The sequence below is a fragment of the Cryobacterium sp. TMS1-13-1 genome (assembly GCF_004403125.1).
GTDB lineage: Bacteria > Actinomycetota > Actinomycetes > Actinomycetales > Microbacteriaceae > Cryobacterium > Cryobacterium levicorallinum.
Genome location: NZ_SOGX01000004.1, coordinates 391,287 through 409,803, shown reverse-complemented (window position 1 = coordinate 409,803; position 18,517 = coordinate 391,287). Strand labels below are relative to the sequence as shown.

Annotated in this window: 16 protein-coding genes, 1 tRNA gene and 1 pseudogene; 6 read left to right on the top strand and 12 right to left on the bottom strand. The window is 63.6% G+C overall.

Annotation, left to right across the window (positions count from 1 at the left end; all coding sequences use genetic code 11):
- Positions 1-91: 91 nt before the first annotated feature.
- Positions 92-1,498: an MFS transporter gene (locus E3T31_RS03670; protein ID WP_134467491.1), complete on the bottom strand. Its 1,407-nt coding sequence runs from the start codon at positions 1,496-1,498 to the stop codon at positions 92-94.
- 159 nt (positions 1,499-1,657) lie between these two features.
- Here E3T31_RS03670 and E3T31_RS03665 point away from each other — a divergent pair, with 159 nt between their 5' ends.
- The 3 genes from E3T31_RS03665 to E3T31_RS03655 all read left to right on the top strand — a co-directional run bounded on the left by E3T31_RS03665 (position 1,658) and on the right by E3T31_RS03655 (position 3,582).
- Positions 1,658-2,611: a LysR family transcriptional regulator gene (locus E3T31_RS03665; RefSeq protein WP_198416965.1), complete on the top strand. Its 954-nt coding sequence runs from the start codon at positions 1,658-1,660 to the stop codon at positions 2,609-2,611.
- Between the two features lie 15 nt (positions 2,612-2,626).
- Positions 2,627-2,708 (top strand) — tRNA-Leu (locus tag E3T31_RS03660).
- Between the two features lie 136 nt (positions 2,709-2,844).
- Positions 2,845-3,582 carry a DedA family protein gene (locus E3T31_RS03655; RefSeq protein ID WP_134442688.1) on the top strand — a complete coding sequence of 246 codons (738 nt, stop codon included), beginning with the start codon at positions 2,845-2,847 and terminating at the stop codon, positions 3,580-3,582.
- 33 nt (positions 3,583-3,615) lie between these two features.
- On the opposite strand, the gene E3T31_RS03650 is transcribed toward E3T31_RS03655, so the two are convergent.
- From E3T31_RS03650 to murI, 4 genes are read right to left on the bottom strand one after another with little or no spacing between them, the layout of a single operon-like run.
- Positions 3,616-4,524, bottom strand: coding sequence for a cation diffusion facilitator family transporter (locus tag E3T31_RS03650; protein WP_134467489.1), 909 nt, complete (start codon positions 4,522-4,524; stop codon positions 3,616-3,618).
- Between the two features lie 59 nt (positions 4,525-4,583).
- Positions 4,584-5,174 (bottom strand): RdgB/HAM1 family non-canonical purine NTP pyrophosphatase, encoded by a 591-nt coding sequence (gene rdgB / locus E3T31_RS03645; RefSeq protein ID WP_092449379.1) that lies wholly within the window; start codon positions 5,172-5,174, stop codon positions 4,584-4,586.
- Between the two features lie 3 nt (positions 5,175-5,177).
- Positions 5,178-5,912, bottom strand: coding sequence for a ribonuclease PH (gene rph / locus E3T31_RS03640; RefSeq protein ID WP_134467488.1), 735 nt, complete (start codon positions 5,910-5,912; stop codon positions 5,178-5,180).
- Between the two features lie 9 nt (positions 5,913-5,921).
- Positions 5,922-6,779, bottom strand: a complete 858-nt coding sequence (gene murI, locus E3T31_RS03635; protein WP_104132669.1) for a glutamate racemase — start codon at positions 6,777-6,779, stop codon at positions 5,922-5,924.
- Between the two features lie 147 nt (positions 6,780-6,926).
- Here murI and E3T31_RS03630 point away from each other — a divergent pair, with 147 nt between their 5' ends.
- Positions 6,927-8,198: a nicotinate phosphoribosyltransferase gene (locus E3T31_RS03630; protein WP_241977625.1), complete on the top strand. Its 1,272-nt coding sequence runs from the start codon at positions 6,927-6,929 to the stop codon at positions 8,196-8,198.
- Positions 8,199-8,216: 18 nt separating this feature from the next.
- Here E3T31_RS03630 and E3T31_RS03625 read toward each other — a convergent pair whose 3' ends face one another.
- The 3 genes from E3T31_RS03625 to E3T31_RS03615 all read right to left on the bottom strand — a co-directional run bounded on the left by E3T31_RS03625 (position 8,217) and on the right by E3T31_RS03615 (position 10,899).
- The gene (locus tag E3T31_RS03625; protein ID WP_092449385.1) at positions 8,217-8,501 is read right to left on the bottom strand and encodes a DUF3039 domain-containing protein; all 285 of its coding nucleotides are present in this window, start codon (positions 8,499-8,501) and stop codon (positions 8,217-8,219) included.
- 62 nt (positions 8,502-8,563) lie between these two features.
- Positions 8,564-10,138 (bottom strand): hypothetical protein, encoded by a 1,575-nt coding sequence (locus tag E3T31_RS03620; RefSeq protein WP_134467487.1) that lies wholly within the window; start codon positions 10,136-10,138, stop codon positions 8,564-8,566.
- Positions 10,114-10,899 carry an ABC transporter ATP-binding protein gene (locus tag E3T31_RS03615; RefSeq protein WP_241977623.1) on the bottom strand — a complete coding sequence of 262 codons (786 nt, stop codon included), beginning with the start codon at positions 10,897-10,899 and terminating at the stop codon, positions 10,114-10,116. Before E3T31_RS03615 ends, E3T31_RS03620 begins: the two co-directional genes overlap by 25 nt.
- 995 nt (positions 10,900-11,894) lie before the next feature.
- On the opposite strand from E3T31_RS03615, the gene E3T31_RS03610 reads away from it, so the two are divergent.
- A complete protein-coding gene (locus E3T31_RS03610) occupies positions 11,895-12,617 on the top strand; it encodes an NTP transferase domain-containing protein (RefSeq protein ID WP_255454004.1) in 723 nt (240 codons plus the stop codon).
- A gap of 330 nt (positions 12,618-12,947) precedes the next feature.
- Here the strand turns inward: E3T31_RS03610 and E3T31_RS03605 are convergent.
- A pseudogene (locus tag E3T31_RS03605) lies at positions 12,948-14,144 on the bottom strand (IS4 family transposase); the annotation flags it as partial.
- Between the two features lie 555 nt (positions 14,145-14,699).
- Complete coding sequence (locus tag E3T31_RS03600) at positions 14,700-16,043, bottom strand: MFS transporter (RefSeq protein ID WP_241977584.1); 1,344 nt, start codon at positions 16,041-16,043, stop codon at positions 14,700-14,702.
- 98 nt (positions 16,044-16,141) lie between these two features.
- Here E3T31_RS03600 and idi point away from each other — a divergent pair, with 98 nt between their 5' ends.
- Positions 16,142-16,699, top strand: coding sequence for an isopentenyl-diphosphate Delta-isomerase (idi, locus tag E3T31_RS03595; RefSeq protein WP_241977582.1), 558 nt, complete (start codon positions 16,142-16,144; stop codon positions 16,697-16,699).
- Between the two features lie 41 nt (positions 16,700-16,740).
- Here idi and E3T31_RS03590 read toward each other — a convergent pair whose 3' ends face one another.
- Together E3T31_RS03590 and sufT are read right to left on the bottom strand one after the other, a co-directional pair.
- Entirely contained in the window at positions 16,741-17,901 is a 1,161-nt protein-coding gene (locus tag E3T31_RS03590; protein WP_134467556.1) for a folate-binding protein YgfZ, read from the bottom strand.
- Positions 17,902-17,965: 64 nt separating this feature from the next.
- Positions 17,966-18,517, bottom strand: coding sequence for a putative Fe-S cluster assembly protein SufT (sufT, locus tag E3T31_RS03585; RefSeq protein WP_134467486.1), 552 nt, complete (start codon positions 18,515-18,517; stop codon positions 17,966-17,968).

Below are 18,517 nucleotides of genomic sequence, written 5' to 3'. Positions count from 1 at the left end.
CTTTTGGTTGCGCGATCGCTGCAGGGGTGGGTCGGTCAGAGGCGGGGCACCCACGGCGCCCCGCCTCTGACGATCGAATGAGTTGAGCCGGTCAGTTGCCGGAGGAGGCGGGCTCGAGCCCATGCTTGCGGGCGTCGACCGCGTCGACCTCGCGCAGCGATGCCCCCTTGGTCTCCTTCAGGGTGACGACGGCGACCACGGTGATCGCGCAGGCGATCATGATGTAGATCGCGACGGGAACCCACGTGTTGTACTGCTGCAGCAGCGCGGCGGCGATGATCGGCGCCATCGACCCGGCCAGAATCGACGTGACCTGGTAGCCGAGTGATACCCCGGAGTAGCGCATCCGAGTCGGGAACATTTCGCTCATGATCGCGGGCTGACCGGCATACATCAGGGCGTGGAAGCAGAGCCCGACCGTGACGGCGAGAATGATGAGCACCGGGTTCAGCGTGTCGAACATGGGGAAGGCGAAGAATGCCCAGCTGGCACCGAGCACGGCACCGGCGAGGTAGACGGGCTTACGGCCGAGGCGGTCCGAAAGGCGGCCGACCTGGGGAATCACGATGAAGTGCACGACGTGGGCGATCAGCAGGGCGATCAGCAGCTGGCCCGTGTCGTACTCGTGCACCGTCTTCAAATAGACGATCGAGAAACTCACGATGATGTAGTACAGGATGTTCTCGGCGAAGCGCAGACCCATGGCTCCGAGGATTCCCTTGGGGTACTTCTTCACGACCTCGAGCACGCCATAGTTGACGGCCTTCTCGGCCTCAACCTGGGCACGGGCCTCGAGAAAGATCGGGGCTTCGCTGACGTGGGTGCGAATGTAGTAGCCGATCACGACGATGATCGCGGAGAGCCAGAACGCCACGCGCCAGCCCCAGCTGAGGAACTGCTCGGGCGGAAGGATCCAGGTCATGATCAGCAGCACGATGGTGGCGAGCAGGTTGCCCACCGGAACGGCGGCCTGCGGCCAGCTTGACCAGAAGCCACGCGACGCGTTCGGGCTGTGCTCGGCGACGAGCAGAACGGCGCCGCCCCACTCGCCGCCGACGGCGAAGCCCTGGATGAAGCGGAGGGCCACGAGCAGCGCGGGGGCCCAGTAGCCGATGGTGTCGAAGCCGGGCAGGCAGCCCATAAGGAAGGTGGCAGCACCAACCATGATGATCGTCACCTGCAGGGTGTGCTTGCGACCGAGTTTGTCACCGATCTGGCCGAACACGATGCCGCCCAAAGGCCGCGCAATGAACCCGACGGCGTAGGTGAGGAAGGCGGCGATAATGCCGTCCAGCTCACTGCCGGCGTTCGGGAAGAAGACCGTGCCGAAGACCAGGCTCGCGGCCGTGGCATAGAGGAAGAACTCATACCATTCCACGACCGTGCCCACCATCGAAGCGGCGACGATCTTCTTGAGGCCGGACTTTTCAGTTTCGCTGCCGGCGGTTGCCGTGGTCTTACCGGAACCGGCAGCCCCAACGCGTTGATTGACACTCATTGTCTGTCTCCTTTGTGTCGTCAATGACACGTACTGTGCGGTGAGAAGTGCGCGGAAGATTTCGGCCGCCTGGCTGAAGCACGACCTGACTGAGTATTCCCGCAGGACGGCCGGTCAACAAGAGTCAAAATGACAGAGCGCGTGTGCATAATTGCAGATATGACCTTTGAACCGGCTGGTACCGACCCACACCCCGATGATCTGCTGATCTTTCTGGCCGTTGCCCGCACCGGGCGCTTCACGACCGCCGCCGAGGGCCTGGGCCTCAACCACACCACGGTGTCCCGGCGGATCGCCGCTCTGGAGAAGGCGCTCGACGGTCGTCTGTTGGCCCGCGCTGTCGGCGGCTGGGAGTTGACCGAGCTCGGACACCGAGCCCTGACTGCGGCCGAAGGCGTCGAATCGGCGCTCACCCTGCTGCGCAGCTCCGCGACAGATTCCCCGCAGCTGTCCGGAGTGGTGCGAATGTCGGCCACCGACGGGTTCAGCGCCTACATCGCCGCCCCGGCCGTGGCAGCGCTGCAGCGACGGCATCCGCTGCTGCGAGTTGAAATCGTCACCGTGACACGTCGCGCCCTGCAGCACCGCTCCGGCCTGGATATCGAGGTCGTGGTCGGTGAGCCGCAGGTGCACCGGGCCGAATCGATCCTGCTCGGCTATTACCACCTCGGTATGTACGCCTCCCGGCCGTACCTGGCCGAGCACGGCACTCCGACGACGGTGGAGGAGCTGACGCAGCATCCGCTCGTCTATTTTGTGGATTCGATGCTGCAGGTCGACGATCTCGACGCGCCCAGGCGGCTGGTGCCGCAGATGCGGGAGTCGCTCAGCTCGACGAACGTCTTCGTGCATGTCGAGGGCACCAGGGCCGGCGCTGGAATCGGCTTCCTGCCGTGTTTCATGGCCGATCAGCACGCTGATCTGGTGCGGGTGCTGCCGCAAAGTTTTCAGGAGCGACTGCCGTACTGGATGGTATTGCGCACCGAATCGCTGCGGCTGCCCGCCGTGGCGGCACTGGTGGGCGCCCTGCGTGCCCAGATGGAATCGTATGCCGCGGCGTTGCTTGGTCATCACGACGGCCAACGAGATCCTGCCGCGCAACTGGCCATCTAGACTAGGAGCACACCGGCGGGAGTGGTGGAATTGGCAGACACGCAGGATTTAGGTTCCTGTGCTTTCGAGCGTGGGGGTTCAAGTCCCCTCTCCCGCACACGGTCATCGGGCGTAACGTCCCCCTAATGCCGGGGCGGAGCGGCCGGGCAATTTCCCACGATTGCGCGATACTCTGGGCTCGGTATCCGCTGCACTCACCCGATAAATGCCCGCCGCCAACTGGAGTTCCCTGCATGAATCCCACCGCACTGATTCCCTGGCTCGACCCGACCCAGATCATCGAATCGGCCGGTCCGTGGGCGCTGCTCGTCGTCTGTGCCATCGTCTTCGCCGAGACCGGATTGCTCGTCGGATTTCTCCTCCCCGGGGACACGCTGTTGATCATCACCGGCCTACTCGCGTTCCCCGCAGCCGGCGTGATTCAGATCGACATCTGGTGGGTCGCACTGGCCATCGGCTTTGCGGCATTTCTCGGCGGCGAGGTCGGCTACCTCATCGGTCATAAGTTCGGCCCGCGCGTCTTCGAACGCAAGGAATCCGGCTTGTTCAGCATTAAAAACGTCGACCGCACCAATGCATTCTTCGTGCGTTTCGGCGGCGTCGCCGTCATCGTGGCCCGGTTTGTGCCGATCGTGCGTACCTTTGCCCCGGTCGCCGCCGGTGTCGGCCACATGGACTACCGCAAGTACACCCTGTACAACCTGATCGGTGCCCTGCTCTGGGGAACCGGGCTGACCCTTGCAGGCTATTTTCTCGGCTACATTCCGCCGGTCGCTGACTTTGTGACGGCCTACATCGACCTGATCCTAATCGGTGCCGTCGTGATCACCCTGATCCCGACGGTGTACCACTACGTGCAGTCGGTCGTGAAGGCCCGTCGCCTGCGCGATCGGCCCAGCGAAGCCACCGGCAGCCACCTGCTCGACCCCGACACGTTCAACACGAACCACTCCGGCCGGCACGAGGTCTGATCAGCTGGTTCTGATCAGCTGGTTCTGATCAGCTCAACGGTGCTGCTGGTCTTCGTGCTCGGCGTGCTCGGCCGGTTCCAGCTGAAAGGTGGAGTGGGCGACGTCGAAATGCTTCGCCAGGCATCCCGACAGCTCGTCGAGCAGGGTGCCCGTGCCGGCAGCGAGCACCGTCGGTTCGACGACGACGTGGGCGGTGAACACGTGCGCGCCGCTCGTAATGGCCCAAACGTGCACGTCGTGCACGGCGACGACACCAGCGGTACCGAGCAGGTGGCGCCGAATCTCGGACACGTCCGTGTCGGCCGGTGTTGACTGGCTGAACACCCGCACGACGTCCCGCAGCAAGAAGTAGGCGCGCGGCACGATCATTCCGGCGATGACCAGCGAGGCGACAGCATCCGCCCCCGCAAAACCGGTCAAAAGGATGACGATGGCCGCGACGATCACAGCTACCGACCCGAGAGCGTCACCGAGCACCTCGAGGTAGGCGCCACGCATGTTGATCGACCCGGCGGCGGCCGGACGCAGCAGCACCATAGCCGCCACGTTCGCGGCGAGACCGATGATCGCAACGACGAGCATCGGAGTGCCGAGCACCTCCGTGTCGCTCGGGCGCACCAGCCGCAGCACCGCCGCGACGGAGACGACACCGGCCACCACGAGCAGGATCAGACCATTGATGAGCGCGCCGAATACCTCAGCGCGCTGAAAGCCGAAGGTGGCCCGGTCCGTGGCTGGCCTTGCCGCGACCAGTGTGGCGGTCAACGCGACGATGAGCCCGAACAGGTCGGAGAGCATGTGCCCGGCGTCGGCCAACAGGGCGAGTGAGCCGGTCAGCCAGGCTCCCAGCACCTCGAGCACCAGCACGGAACCCACGATGGCGATGGCGATCGACAAACGCCTCCGGTTCGATCCGGTGCCGTGCGCGTGATCATGGCCCATGGCACAAGGTTAGGGCCGTGGTGGGCTGCTCGCCAGCCGCCCGGCGAGTTGGCGGTGAATCAGCTGCCGAGCACCTCGCGCAGTACCGGAACGAGACCCTCGAAGGCGATCGCCCGATGGCTAACCTGGTTTTTCACGTGCCCCGAGAGTTCGGCGGCCGAGATGGCATAGCCCTCCGGCAGAAAGATCGGGTCGTACCCGAATCCATTCTCGCCGGCCGGTTCGAACAGAAGCTGCCCCGGCCATTCGCCGGTCACGGCACGTTCGGTGCCGTCGGGCAGTGCGAGGGCTGCCACGCAGGTGAAGTGCGCGTCGCGGTGCTGCTCGGGAACGTCGCTGAGCTGCCAGAGCAACAGGCGCAGATTCTCGCCAGCGTCTTTGGCCGGGCCAGACCAGCGCGCAGAAAAGATGCCGGGCGCTCCGCCGAGAATGTCGACACAGATGCCGGAATCGTCGGCAATGGCCGGCAGCCCGGTGTGCGCCGCGGCAGCACGGGCCTTGATCAGGGCATTCTCGGTGAAGCTGACGCCGTCTTCGACCGGCTCGGGGCCGTCGTAGGCGAGCACCTCAACGCCCGGAAGCTGTGGGGCCAGGATGCGCCGCAGCTCTTCAACCTTATGGGCGTTGTGCGTGGCGAGAACGATCTGCACCTGTCAGTTCCCCAACGCGCTGGTCTGAAACTCGGTCAGGGTGACGGCGCCCTTCAGCGCCAGATCGAGCAGCGTGTCCAGTTCACTGCGGTCAAACGGTGCCGCCTCGGCGGTGCCCTGCACCTCGACGAATTTGCCCCGACCGGTCACGACCACGTTCATGTCGGTGTCGGCGCGCACGTCTTCGGTGTAGGCCAGATCGAGCATGGGGACACCGCCGATGATGCCAACTGACACGGCCGAGACGCTGTCGATGAGCGGCTGCGCCTTCTGCGAGATGAACTTCTTGCTGCGACCCCACTCGAGCGCGTCAGCGAGGGCAACGTAGGCGCCCGTGATGGCCGCGGTGCGGGTGCCGCCGTCGGCCTGCAGCACGTCACAGTCGAGCACCAGGGTGTTCTCGCCCAGCGCCTTCATATCGACGACAGCGCGCAGGCTGCGGCCGATCAAGCGGCTGATCTCGTGGGTGCGGCCACCGATCTTGCCCTTGACCGATTCGCGGTCCATGCGGCTGTTGGTCGAGCGGGGCAGCATCGAGTATTCGGCAGTGACCCAGCCCTTGCCCTTGCCGCTCATCCAGCGCGGAACGCCATTGGTGAACGATGCCGTGCAGAGCACCTTGGTGCGCCCGTAGGAGATCAGTGCCGACCCTTCGGCCTGGTCGCTCCAGCCGCGCTCGATCGTGATCGGGCGAAGTTCGTCGTTGGTGCGCCCGTCGGCGCGCAGGTTTTCGGTCACGGTGTACTCCTAGTGGTTCGGGTTCAAGACGGAAAAGGGTGGCGATGCGAGTGCGCTCAGATTGATCGCGCCGGTTTCGATCAGTTCCACCCGGTTGATTTCGGGGCCGATCAGGCGATGAGCGAGGGCCAGAAAATCCTCGGCGCTGTCACCGGTGGCCTCGTAGCGATAGGTCGGCGGACTCGTGCGGCCACGTTCGAGCCCCTGGCTGACCAGCACCCGGTAGACGTCGTTGGCGGTTTCGGTGTCGCTGGAGACCAGAGTCACGCCCTCCCCCATGACATATGAGATCGCGCCGCGCAGGAACGGATAGTGGGTACAGCCAAGCACCAGGGTGTCGACCTCGGCCGCGCGCAGCGGTGCGAGGTATTCCTCGGCGACGGCGAGCAGCTCGGCGCCGGTCGTGACACCGGCCTCGACGAACTCCACAAAACGGGGACAGGCCTGGCTGAACAGGGAGATTTGGGGCGCCGCAGCAAAGGCATCGTTGTAGGCGCGGGAGTTGACGGTGCCGACCGTTCCGATCACCCCGACCCGCTGGTTACGCGTGGTCACGACCGCACGCCGAACTGCGGGCTGGATGACTTCAATCACCGGCACGCTGTAGCGTTCGCGGGCATCGCGCAGCATGGCCGCCGACGCCGTGTTGCAGGCAATGACGAGCAGTTTCACGTCCTGGGCGACGAGGTCATCGAGCACGTCGAGTGCGAAACCGCGCACATCGGCGATCTTCTTCGAGCCGTAGGGCGAGTGCGCCGTATCGCCGATATAGAGGATGGATTCGTTCGGCAACTGGTCCTTGATCGCCCGGGCGACGGTCAGGCCGCCCACTCCGGAATCGAAAATACCAATCGGTGCATCCGTCACGAAGATCAAGCCTAGCCCGACCGAGCGGATAAGCTGTGCCGGGTGACCCCGTCCCCCACTTTCTCCGTTCCTGCGCATGGCGACCCGGCCGCCCGCACGCCGGCACTGCACTCACCGGCACTGCGAACCGACCGCTACGAACTCACGATGGTCGACGCCGCAATCCAAAGCGGGACCGCCGATCGCGAGTGCATGTTCGAGGCCTTCGCCCGGCGCCTGCCGGCGGGCCGCCGCTATGGCATCGTCGCCGGCACCGGCCGACTGCTGGACCTGATTCGGCAGTTTCGCTTCGAAACCGAAGAACTGACCTGGCTGGAGCAGAACGGGGTCGTGCGCACGCCCACCCTCGACTATCTCGCCAATTACTCCTTCAGCGGCAACGTCTGGGGCTATCAGGAAGGGGAAGCCTACTTTCCCGGGTCGCCGCTTCTGCTGGTGGAAAGCACCTTCGCCGAGGGCGTCATTCTGGAGACACTCATTTTGAGCGTGCTCAACTACGACATCGCGGTCGCGAGCGCGGCCGCGCGCATGGTCTCGGTCAGCCTCGGCCGCCCGATCGCCGAAATGGGCTCACGCCGCACCAATGAGCATTCGGCGGTCGCCGCCGCCCGCGCCGCATTCATCGCCGGCTTCGCCTCGACCAGCAACCTCGAAGCCGGCCGGCAGTGGGGCCTGCCAACGATGGGCACCGCCGCGCACTCATTTATTTTGCTGCACGACAGCGAAGAAGAAGCATTCCAGGCGCAAGTGGATGCCTTCGGTGCGGCCACGACGCTGCTCGTCGACACCTACGACGTGCCCGCCGGCATCGCCCGGGCGGTCAAGGTCGCTGGCCCCGACCTCGGTTCAATCCGCATCGACTCCGGAGATCTACCCACCGTCGTGGCCGCCGCGCGCGCCCAGCTTGACGCGCTCGGCGCGGTCAACACGAAGATCACGGTCACGAGCGATCTCGACGAGTTCGCCATCGCTGCTCTGTCGGCCAGCCCGGTCGACGCCTTTGGCGTCGGTACCTCGGTGGTCACCGGTTCTGGCGAGCCGGCCGCCGGCCTGGTCTACAAGCTCGTCGCGCACAAGGGTCACGGCGATGACTGGATTTCCGTTGCCAAGACCTCAACCGCGAAACTCTCCATCGGTGGACGCAAGAGCGCACTGCGCCGAGTGGATGGCGCCGGTATCGCGCAGGAAGAAATCGTCGTGCTCGACCATGGGCCCGCTGCCCAGTTCGATTCCCGCAGCGGACTGGAACGAACACTCCTCGTGCCCCTCATCGAAGGCGGCACCGTCGACGAACGCTACCTCGGATCTGCCGGGACCCTGCGCGCTCGCGCGCATAATGCATCCGTTATGCAGGAACTGCCGATTGAAGCGTTTCGGCTCGGGCGCGGCGAAGCTGTTATTCCGACCTCGTACCGCTAGCTGCGGCCGGACTACCTGCTACTTGGCCTTCATCTTTTCGTAGATGGCCTTGCAGGTCGGGCAGACCGGAAACTTCTCCGGGTCGCGCCCCGGCAACCACTTCTTGCCGCACAGCGCCTTGACCGGCTTGCCGGAAATGGCCGACTCCATGATTTTGTCTTTCGGGACGTAGTGCGAAAACCGTTCGTGGTCGCCCGGTTCAAGCTGCTCCTGCTTGATGAGTTCTTCGAGCTCACGGTCGAGGGTGGACGTTCCGCCGCCGGGCTGGCCGGGTTCTGCAATGCTCGCGCGAAATTCAGTCATGGAACTAGTCTAAGCAATCTCGGGCCGGCTGGGCTGGCACGGGGTGATCAGGTAGGTGGTGATCAGGCGCGCTGCGCGGAGGCGAGCATCTCGGGTCCACGTCGTTCGAAGGTGCGCGAGCCGAGCCAGATTCCCACGATCACGGCGAGCAGGCCGAGCCCGATTCCAGCTCCCAGGCTACGCAGATGCCAGACTGGATCCTCGGTAATTCCCAGGTACGCGAACAGGAGCGCGGGCAGCGCGAGAACGATCGAGCCGGTGAAGGTCAACGATTGCACCAGAGCCGCTGCCGTGTCGGAGGCCTGCGGCTGCGCAAACGGGCTGTCGCCGGGTTTCGTGACCGGGTACGGGAACCTCGTCGAGGTGTAGCTCGAAAAACCCAGACCGGCCAGGAGGATGCAGGTGCTCACTCCCAGCATGGACGGCAGCACCGTCCAGTCTCCGTAGAACCAGATACTGATGGCCGACCCGATGCCGATAACGGGGATGGCCATGACCAATGCGGGAACGAGCCGACCGATGCGGTCGGCTACCCCGCGCGTACCGGAGGCAACGTGCAGCCAGATGGCCGTGCTGTCGTAGGCGACGTCGTTGTGCATAGTCCAGCCGAGGAAGACGCACATGAGCGGCACCGGGACCAGGGCGAGGTAGTGCACGGGCACACCGGCGATATTGAGTGGCAGGACCGCGATAATCGGAACGATCGGGATCATGATGAGCGATACCCAGTAGCGCGAGTCACGGGCCCAGTAAGTGAAGGTGCGCGCGGCGATGGCGCCGACGGCGTTGTGCGGCATGCGGTCGAACCAGCCCAGTCCGGAATACTGCTTCGCTGCCGCTTCGCGACCGGGCGACACGAGCATACGCGCCACGACCAGCTGCCAGATCAACCACAGGGTGTAAACCGACGCTGCAGCGATGACGAGCTTGAGAATGGCCGGGCCCCAGGCACCGGTGGAGGCGTCCCCGGGCACTGCCCAGGCTGCACCGAGCGGCGTCCAGCCCAGAATTGAGGCGAGCGTGCCGAGCAGGGTACGGCCGTGCCGGGCCCAGTCCGTGCTGATCAGCACCACGACCACCGGGGAAATCATGACCAGCACGACGACTCCGATGAGGCCGGTGAATTCTCGCGAACGCCGGGTGGAGAGCAGAAATGCTGCGAGGGATGCACTCACTCGCGACAACAGAATGCAGGTGGCCAGGATGAGCCCGGCTGAGACGAGCGCGAGCAGCGTCTGGCCCACGCCACGCGACCAGGTGAACACCGTGCCGAGCAGAACAATGCTCAGCGTGACGGCCGGAACACCGATGAGAGCCGACCCTGCCAGGCCCAGCGACAGGGAACGATTCGGAATGCCCAGGAAGGCGAACTTGCGTGGGTCCATGCTGTCGTCGATTCCGGCGACGATCGGGATGAGCAGAAAGCCCAGCACCACCACCGATCCGGCCACGATGAGCGAATCACGCATCAGAGCCGGGTCACCGACGAATCGCAGGGAGATCAGGGCGACGAGAAAAGTTATGGCAACGCCGAGCCCGTAGAGCAGGCCGACGACCAGGCCGACGACCTGCCAGGGACTCCGGCGAAACAGGTTAGCGAGCAGCCGGAGTTTCAGTCCGAAAAATTGTGCAACCATTCCATGCCCTCCGCCACCTTGCGCCCACCGGCGAGTTCAACGAACCGGTCTTCGAGCGTCTTCTGACCACGCACCTCGTCAACGGTGCCGGCCGCCAGGACCCGCCCCTGTACGATGATCGCGACGTGATCGCAAACCCGCTGAATCAGATCCATACCGTGGCTGGACAGCACGACGGTGCCGCCGGCAGCAACATACTTCTGCAGAATTTCGGTGACGTTGACCGCGGACACCGGGTCGACCGACTCGAAGGGTTCATCGAGCACGAGTACGCGGGGGGAATGGATCATGGCACAGGCCAGGGCGATCTTCTTGGTCATGCCGGCGGAGTAATCGGCGACCAGCCGGTTGAGTGCGTCCTCGAGGCCGAACGCCGCGGCCAAATCCGCCGACCGGGTACGCACAGTGTCGTTGTCGAGCCCGCGGAGGGTGCCAGCGTAATAAAGCAGCTGCGCCCCGGTCAGCCGATCGAACAGCCGAAGCCGATCGGGCAGCACTCCGATGACGCGCTTGGCGTCGTTGGGTCGCTTCCAGACGTCGATTCCGTGCACGGTGACGGTTCCGGCTGCCGGCCGAAGCAGCCCGGTGATCATGGACAGGGTCGTGGTCTTGCCGGCACCGTTCGGTCCGACGATGCCATAGAACGACCCGGCACGAACAGTCAGGTTGAGGTCGGAAACCGCGATGGTGTGTCCGAAGCGTTTGATCAGGCCACGGGCCTCGATCACAATCGGGGCCGGCTTGGCCACGGATGCGGGCACGGACTTCGGTTGCGCCTTCAGGCTCGCCTTCGGTCCGGCCTTCGGGGCCGTCCTGGGTGCCGTTTTGGGCGCTGACTGGGGCGCCGTTTGAATCTCGGATTGAACCTCGGTCTGTAGCTCTAGTTCGGCTGGAACCTCGGTCTGGGGATCCGGCGCGGCCGGGTCTGTGGGCGCAGCGGTGCGGAGCCGGTCCTGGAGCGCATCGCGCGTCGCATAGGGACGAGTCGTTTCGTCGGTCGCGCTGTTGGCGAGCGACGACGTCGTGGCCGCGGATGGTGCCGGAGCGGTCGTTGACGCGGGGACGGATGCCTTTCGAACCGCCGGCTTGCGCACGGTCGGTTTACGTGCGGCCGGCTTGCGTGCGGCCGGCTTGCGTGCGGCCGGCTTGCGTGCGGCCGGCTTGGCCGGTGTGGCCGGTGTGTCAGAGGACGTTGATGCGTTCGGTTCAGGCGCGGTCGTTTTCTTAGCCGTGGCCGCAGCCGATGCCCCAGCGGCTGGCTTGCGTACAGCTGGTTTACGCGCAGCAGGTTTACGCACGGCAGGTTTACGCGCAGCCGGCTTCGGAACGGGAGGTTCCAGCGTGGCCGGTTTAACGAGAGCTGACTCAATTGCCGCCGGACCCGCGGCGTTGAGTTCCACGATCTTTCGTTCCACGGCGTTGGGCGCTTTCGATTCAGCGGAAGTGACAGTGACAGATTCGTCGTCAGGTTCGGAGTTGAGCGGCACAAAAGTCACTCAGTTAACCTACCAAGGACCACCGACCTGGGGGCGCGGAAGGCCGCTTGACAGCCATTTCAACCTGTGAGTACGCTCCATGCGGGGTCACGAAATGGACACGTGCGGCGCCGTTTCTGCCCACGGAACAACCCGACGGGTTATGGTGAGGTTGACATAACGGTGTGTCTTTACGTGAACATGTGGGTGAATCCTAAGCAAACTCTTCGCAAGCGAGTGGGTTTTCAGGCGTAGCCCCAACCATTCTTGAGGAGATAATCGTGACGACACAGGCAGGTAAGACGCAGTCGGTCAAGACGCAGGTCGTTATTCTGGCGGCCGGCATGGGCAGCCGCCTCGGACGCTCGCTGCCGAAGCCGCTCACCGAACTTAATGATGGCCGCACCATCATGCAGCAGCAGTTCGACAACATCGCGCACGCCTTCGGCAAAGCCGCCAAGGTCACCATCGTCGTCGGCTACAAGCTCGAGCACATCATCGAAGCGTTCCCACAGGCATCCTTCGTTTACAACGAAGAATACGACCAGACCAACACGTCGAAAAGCCTGCTGCGTGCCCTGCAGGCATCGAAGTCGGGCGGCGTGCTCTGGATGAACGGTGATGTCGTCTTCGACCCGGCCATTCTCGACCGCGCGGCCGCCATGATGGCCCGCGACCAGTCCTTTGTCACCGTGAACACCGACAAGGTGTCCGATGAAGAGGTCAAGTACACGACGAGCGCCGAGGGCTATATCAAGGAGCTCTCCAAGACTGTCAAGGGCGGACTCGGCGAAGCCGTCGGCATCAACTACGTGTCGAGTGCCGACAAGGCGACGCTGATCCGCCAACTGAGCAAGGTAGCCGACCAGGACTACTTCGAGCGCGGCATTGAGCTTGCGATCGAGCAGAACCGCATGCTGGTGGAGCCGGTGAACATCTCCGACTTCTACGCCGTCGAGGTGGATTTCGCCGAAGACCTCGAGCGCGCGAACTTGTTCGTCTAACCGACACCAAACGGCACGACGGAAAAACCCCACGCCGAGGCGCTGGGTTTTTCCGTCGTGCCGCAACGCGAGTCGCTGCGCCTCAGTTGAGGCGAACGAAACCGGGACCTGAGGCGGGTGGCCGGAGCGTGCGCGCCGGCCAAGATTCATCAATCGGGGGGTTCAGGCCCAATGCTGTTCACTTAAGTTCTTGGTTTGAGTATTTTCTTGACTGGCCATTTGGACATTTTGCGTTTGACGGCACGTGGGACGACGCGGTGACGCCGTAAGGGCAGGAGCTCGTGGATGATTTCCTGGCAGAAGTTGGTGAAGGCTCCAGCCAATCGCTGAGGGGGAAAAAGCCGGGCGCGCGGCAAGGGATCGCCGCGCGGCCCGGAGGGTGCGTGTGAAAGAGAAGCGCAACGGGTCTTCCTCGAAGTGTTGAGCAACGGTGCCAATGAGGGATCTGATCGCGTAGTGCACGCACAGGAACCCATAGATTTCCTGCAGTAGCCCGTCGGGTGTTTTGGATCGCAGAACGAGTCCGGGGCCGCGTTGGTGGGTTTTGAGTTCGTCGAAACAGGACTCGATTTCCCACCGCTTGGCGTAGGCGCTGGCCAGGTCGTCCGCATCGGCGGCCACCGGGTCCAATATGTTGGTGATCAGGCGAAACGTGCTGACATCCTCGCCGGTGGTGACGTCATATTCGATGACACGCACCGGGATCCCCGCGGTGTTGTTGCGCCGGTCCTTGCTGCTGGGGTAAAGGGTCGAGAGGTAGGACCCGTCCGCGAGTTCCTTCAGCACGGGCAGCAGGTTGTTGGCTTTCATCCGCCAAAGCAGGTCAGCGCCCGTGGCGACGCCGTCCTTCCAGGCCGAGTACGAATAGAACCCGCGGTCGGCCGATAGCAGCATGTCCTTTTTCAGATCTGCCAGCAGCGCCGGATACAGGTCATGTTCAGCGGTGTGATACCCGGAGACCACCGCAGAAATTACCGCATGGGTGCCGCATTCGACCAGGCCCAGCACCCGTGTCTGCGGGAATGCGCTCTTGAACTCCGTCTTTGTCCCCGGACGGCCATAGGCACGCTCAATAGCTGGGACATCCGCCAAATCCAGGGTCGTCCCGTCGACACTAACTAACGGCCACTTTCGGTAAAATCCGCTACCGCCCGGAACTCCGAAGGGTTTAGCGACCTGGGCGAACAACTCGACCATCACCGTCGAGCCCAATCGAGTCCGTGCTTGGAAAATCGCTGCTTTGGACGGCAAAGTCCATTTGCGAAATCGCCCCGTGACCCATTCCATCCCAGCCAACAACGACCGTATGACTTCCTCATACGAGCGAGCGGAAAACAGGGCCAAGGCCATCACGTAGTAGACCATCAGTCGGGACGGCAACAGCCGATTCCGCTGCTACAAAGCACCCGTCCGCTCGATCACGGCATCAACCACATCGGGCGGGAAGACCCGCGTCAACACGCCCAAAGAAACATGATCACTCAACCGCTCCGGACCTACCGGAGTGACCCATCCACTTCGCGCCATGCCGGAAGGTTAACACATCAATACTAAATGAACAGCATTGGGATTAGGCCACAGATCCACAGCAGGCCAACGCTCATGGAAGGCACGGCGCGAGTCCTGACCAGAGAGAATGCCCCGTGTGGCGCCTGGGCCTGAAGTAAATTATCCCGCCGAAGCACGAGCCAGCGATTCCGGGATAAAGGTCCCGTCCGCTGCGCAGCGAGGTTGCCGCCGTCCCGGGTGGGGCCGAACTGAAGTGGCGTTACAACCGCTGCACTCGAGTTCGTATCGGGGTGAAGTGACCCCGTCAGCTGGAGCCGGATTCGGTCTCAGTCTGGCCTCAGAATGGCAGTACGGGCACGTTATTCTCATGGAATGAACTCCTTCGTCCGGCCCTGCCCCGCCGAATCTGAAGTTTGTAACATTTCACGGGACCGTTGGGCTTAGTTTGTTCCCATCGTTCTGGCGACCGCTACCCCCATCACCACCCCCCAAACGGGATTCACTCTGATGCTGCACGGCGGGAGGACAAACCGAAACACGCACAACACCAGAACCATCACTGGCCGAAAGATATCAATCATTCAAAGCCAGGCCCCGTTTCTCCGGGAGTCCTATGGTGCCGAGCGCGGCGACCACGAAGAACCCCGCGAAAACCGCGAAGAGCAGCCCGGTTCCGCCGGTATCGCGCAGGAGGGGCACCGCCAGCGGTGCGACAATCGCGGCAATGCGACCGCTGCCTGCTGCCCACCCGGAGCCAGTGGCCCGAATGCGAGTGGGATAGACCTCCGGCGTCACCGCGTAGAGCGCTCCCCACGCTCCCAGGTTGAAGAACGAGAGCAGCATGCCCGCTGCGATCACCTGGCTGGCATCCGTTGCGATGCCAAACAGGGCAGCCGAACTGGCCGAACCGACCAGGAACACAGCGAGGGTGCTACGTCGGCCCCACCGCTCGATTAGATACGCCGAAGCGGCATAGCCCGGAAGCTGCGCCACGGTGATGATCAGCGTATACGCGAAGGAACGCACGAGTGAGAAGCCTGAGGCGACCAGCACGGTAGGCAACCAGATGAAGGCACCGTAATAGGAAAAATTGACGCAGAACCAGACCAACCAGAGGGCGGCCGTGCGGCCACGCAGTCCCGGCGACCACAGCGCGGTGAAGCCTCCTGCGGAAACCTTTCGTTCGGCTCCGGCCCGATCGGCCGGGTCCAATGCTGGGGGTGGGACCGTGACTCCGGCCGAGAGTTCGAAGCGGCGAACGGTCGACTCTGCCTGTACAAACCTCCTACGCGATTCAAGAAAACGGACCGATTCCGGAAGCCGCAACCGCACGAACATAGCGTAGAGGGCCGGGGCCGCGCCGACGGCCAGGGCCCAGCGCCATCCGTTCTCCGACGACGGCACCACGAGATATCCGATCACTGCCGCGAGGGTCCAGCCAATCGCCCAGAACGATTCCAGCAACACGATGATCCGACCGCGAATTCGCGGCGGCGCGAACTCGCTAACGAGGGTCGAGGCGACTGGAAGCTCAGCGCCGAGACCGAGCCCCACAACGAAGCGCCAGGCGATCAGCACGGCCACCGATCCGGAAAGAGCGGATGCCCCCGTCGCCACGCCGTAAACGAGGAGGGTCAGCGCAAATACCTGGCGGCGTCCGATGCGATCGGCCAAGAGTCCACCGAGAACAGCGCCAACGGCCATGCCGACGAAACCGGCGGAAGCGATCCAGGACAATTCCATGCCGCTCGTGTTCCACTGCACCGCCAATTGGGCCAGCACGAAGGAGATGAGCCCCACATCCATGGCGTCCAACGCCCAGCCCAGGCCGGACCCGACCAGAAGGCGTCGATGCTCCCGGGTAAACGGCAGGGCATCCAATCGGGCGGTGCGGGTTGCGGGCGGAACTTTGGCCACAGACTTTCCATTTCAATTCGACACTGAACGATCAACCCCAATTTTACGCGCGTCACTGGCGTAGATTTGAAGGACAGACCTTGAGAGGATGGACAAACGTGGGGCAGAACAGCTTGACCAAAGACCGCGACATTCTTGAGATCGAGACCGTGGTGCTGGTGGCCGACGATGGAACACCGATCGGCACGGCCGACAAGGCACTCGTGCACGACGATAACACCGCCCTGCACCTGGCTTTTTCGTGCCACGTCTTCGATGAGAACGGGCGTATCCTGGTGACCCGACGGGCGCTGACCAAAAAGGCCTGGCCCGGCGTGTGGACCAACTCCTTCTGTGGTCACCCCGCACCGAGCGAAACCCTGGCTGATGCGGCCAGGCGCCGAGCGGGCCATGAACTCGGTATCGCCCTGACCGAACTCACCCTGGTGCTGCCCGATTTTCGCTACCGGGCGATCGACGCCTCCGGAATCGTGGAGAACGAAATATGCCCGGTCTTCACGGCGATCACGCACTCGACGGTCGTGCCACGTGCCGACGAAGTAATGGAATGGCGGTGGGTGCCGCGCGACGACCTCGTGACGGCGGTACGCACCACCCCGTGGGCGTTCAGCCCCTGGCTGACGCTGCAACTCCCCCTCCTCTTCCCCCAGGGCTAGATCACTCCCGCCCGAACTCGGCTGCACCATCTTCAGGTTCGTTACCCCCGGCGCGGCAGCCGAGAAACGGTTACTGTGGCTGCGGCGCCCGCGTCCGGCGGGACGATCACGACTTGCCTGGCCGGAATATCGCAGCCGGCCGTTCGCACCAAAAGTTCGGCCGTTGGATCGGTGCCGCGTTTGATGACCGCGAGCGCGACCGTACCCAATTCGAAATGCCGGGCAACCGAAGTCACCCGCCCGACGATCTGGTCCGCACCGTCTTTGTTCGGTGCCACAACTTCGTCGCCGCGCGAGGGCCGCACACTGTGTTTATCAGCACTGTGCGCATCTTCCGGGTAGAGCATCACGAGCCGGCGCGGGGGATGCCCAATGTTGTGCACCTTGGCCACCGTCTGCTGGCCGCGATAACCGCCCTTGTTCAGGTGCACGGCTGTGCGCAACCAATCAAGTTCATGGGGAATCGTCTTTTCATCAACCTCCGAGGAAAAATGTGGCCGCCAGGCTGCTATGCGCAAGGCCTCGAGGGCGTCAAGTCCAGCGACAGGAATATCGGAGGCGACGATCCCTGCCAGGGCGCTTCGCGGCACCAATACCTCGCTGTAGGTCCAGCCCGCCGCCGGATGCCTGGTCGCCTTCGCGTACTGAAATCCACCCGGGCCAACGCTCATCCACCGGTCCCGCCAGACCACGGGAAGCCCATGAGGGGCCGTAACCGGAAGCGTCGGCTGGCCGAGGGTGCCGATGGTCGCGAATTCGATGGAACGATCCATCAGTTCTACCCGCAGCGCGAATTGCATGCTGCCCAACCAGGTGAGCAGCCCTGCTACTTCGTTTCGCTCCATCAGCAGCCACAGATCGGTTCCATCATCAAACAGGCGCACCGCATAGTCGATCCGCCCGGTCATATTGAGTAGAAGGGTCTCCGAGGATTCGCCCGGCGCCAAACCGGCGACACTCTGGCTGGTCAATGAATTTATCCAGCTGAGGCGATCGGGACCGCTGATGGTAATCACGGCCCGGTGTGAGAGATCCACGATCGCGGTTCCTGCAGCCAGTGCGCGCTGCTCGTCGAGGGGGTCCCCATAGTGGGCGGCCACTCCGGCATCGACCGCCTGGTCGGCACCGACCGCGCCGGGCCGGTTCAGAAATTCGTTGAACACGACCGGCGCGTTCCCGACGGAGATCTGCGGAGCGAGCATTCCCTGCGTTGAATTCATCTGTCTCCATTGGGCGCCATCAACTGCCCGATATTGTCGTGCCTGGTTAGTACATTCCGAGTTGGAGCCGAGCTGCTTCTGACATCCGGTCCTGGCCCCACGGTGGGTCCCAGACCAGTTCGATATCGATCTCGCCGACGCCCGGAACCGCCTGAATTGCGGTGCGGGCATCCTCTTTGAGCACATCGCCCATGCCGCAGCCCGGAGCGGTCATTGACATGTTGACTTCGACCCGGTGGGTGCCATCGGGCAGCGGCTCCGCCTCGCACAGGTAGATCAGCCCCAGATCGACAACATTGATCGGGATTTCCGGGTCGAACACGTTCTTGAGCGCATCGAGCACCTGGTCCAGGTCGAACGGACCGTCATTCATGGTCACGGTTTCGGCGACCGGCCGGCTCAGGCCGAGCGCGGCCGAGTCTTCGGCACTGATCCGAACGAGATAGCCCATTGCGGTTTGGACGGTGACGCTCGCACCGAGGGTTTGCGTTATGACAACCTGCTCGCCGGCCTGAAGCAGCATCGGCTGCCCGCCCGGAATTACCGTCGCCTGGCAGCTGTGTTCGAGTTCAACGATCTTGTATTGGCCTGAGTCCAT

Excerpts from the sequence above, each read along its gene's own strand:
- E3T31_RS03670 (WP_134467491.1), bottom strand. The coding sequence starts at position 1,498 with ATGAGTGTCAATCAACGCGTTGGGGCTGCCGGTTCCGGTAAGACCACG.
- E3T31_RS03665 (WP_198416965.1), top strand. The coding sequence starts at position 1,658 with ATGACCTTTGAACCGGCTGGTACCGACCCACACCCCGATGATCTGCTG.
- E3T31_RS03655 (WP_134442688.1), top strand. The coding sequence starts at position 2,845 with ATGAATCCCACCGCACTGATTCCCTGGCTCGACCCGACCCAGATCATC.
- E3T31_RS03650 (WP_134467489.1), bottom strand. The coding sequence starts at position 4,524 with ATGGGCCATGATCACGCGCACGGCACCGGATCGAACCGGAGGCGTTTG.
- E3T31_RS03630 (WP_241977625.1), top strand. The coding sequence starts at position 6,927 with ATGGTCGACGCCGCAATCCAAAGCGGGACCGCCGATCGCGAGTGCATG.
- E3T31_RS03625 (WP_092449385.1), bottom strand. The coding sequence starts at position 8,501 with ATGACTGAATTTCGCGCGAGCATTGCAGAACCCGGCCAGCCCGGCGGC.
- E3T31_RS03620 (WP_134467487.1), bottom strand. The coding sequence starts at position 10,138 with ATGGTTGCACAATTTTTCGGACTGAAACTCCGGCTGCTCGCTAACCTG.
- E3T31_RS03590 (WP_134467556.1), bottom strand. The coding sequence starts at position 17,901 with ATGCTCGCTCCGCAGATCTCCGTCGGGAACGCGCCGGTCGTGTTCAAC.
- sufT (WP_134467486.1), bottom strand. The coding sequence starts at position 18,517 with ATGGACTCAGGCCAATACAAGATCGTTGAACTCGAACACAGCTGCCAG.